Below are 449 nucleotides of genomic sequence, written 5' to 3' on the forward strand. Positions count from 1 at the left end.
GCAGGCAGCGCACCCATCAAGCGGCCACGCGCGGCCACAAGCTTGCACGCATCGGCCAGCGACAGAACCCCCGCCACGTGGGCGCAGGCCAGCTCGCCGACGGAGTGACCGACCAGGACATCAGCCTTCACCCCGAGGGACTCCAGCAGACGGAACAGCGCCACTTCAACGGCGAACAGCGCAGGCTGCGTGAACTCCGTCCGGTCCAGAAGCGCCGCCTCCGGCGAACCCTCCGCCGCGAACAGCAGCTCCTTCAACGAGCGTCCCAGCAAGCCGTCCAGGTGGCCGCAGACCTCGTCCAGCGCCTCGGCGAACACGGGGTAGGCCGCAGCCAGACCCGCACCCATCCCCGCACGCTGAGCACCCTGACCCGTGAACAGGAACCCAGTCCTGCCCGGCACCAGTCGCGCGCCGTCCTGCCGCTCGGCCAGTGCACCCAGCCCCGCCAG

Annotated in this window: 1 protein-coding gene; it reads right to left on the reverse strand. The window is 70.8% G+C overall.

Annotated elements, in window-relative coordinates:
• Window positions 1-449: acyltransferase domain-containing protein (locus IO30_RS41060; RefSeq protein ID WP_037895494.1), on the reverse strand; the 449-nt coding region annotated here is incomplete at both ends.

Source organism: Streptomyces xanthophaeus, assembly GCF_000725805.1.
Lineage (GTDB): Bacteria > Actinomycetota > Actinomycetes > Streptomycetales > Streptomycetaceae > Streptomyces > Streptomyces xanthophaeus.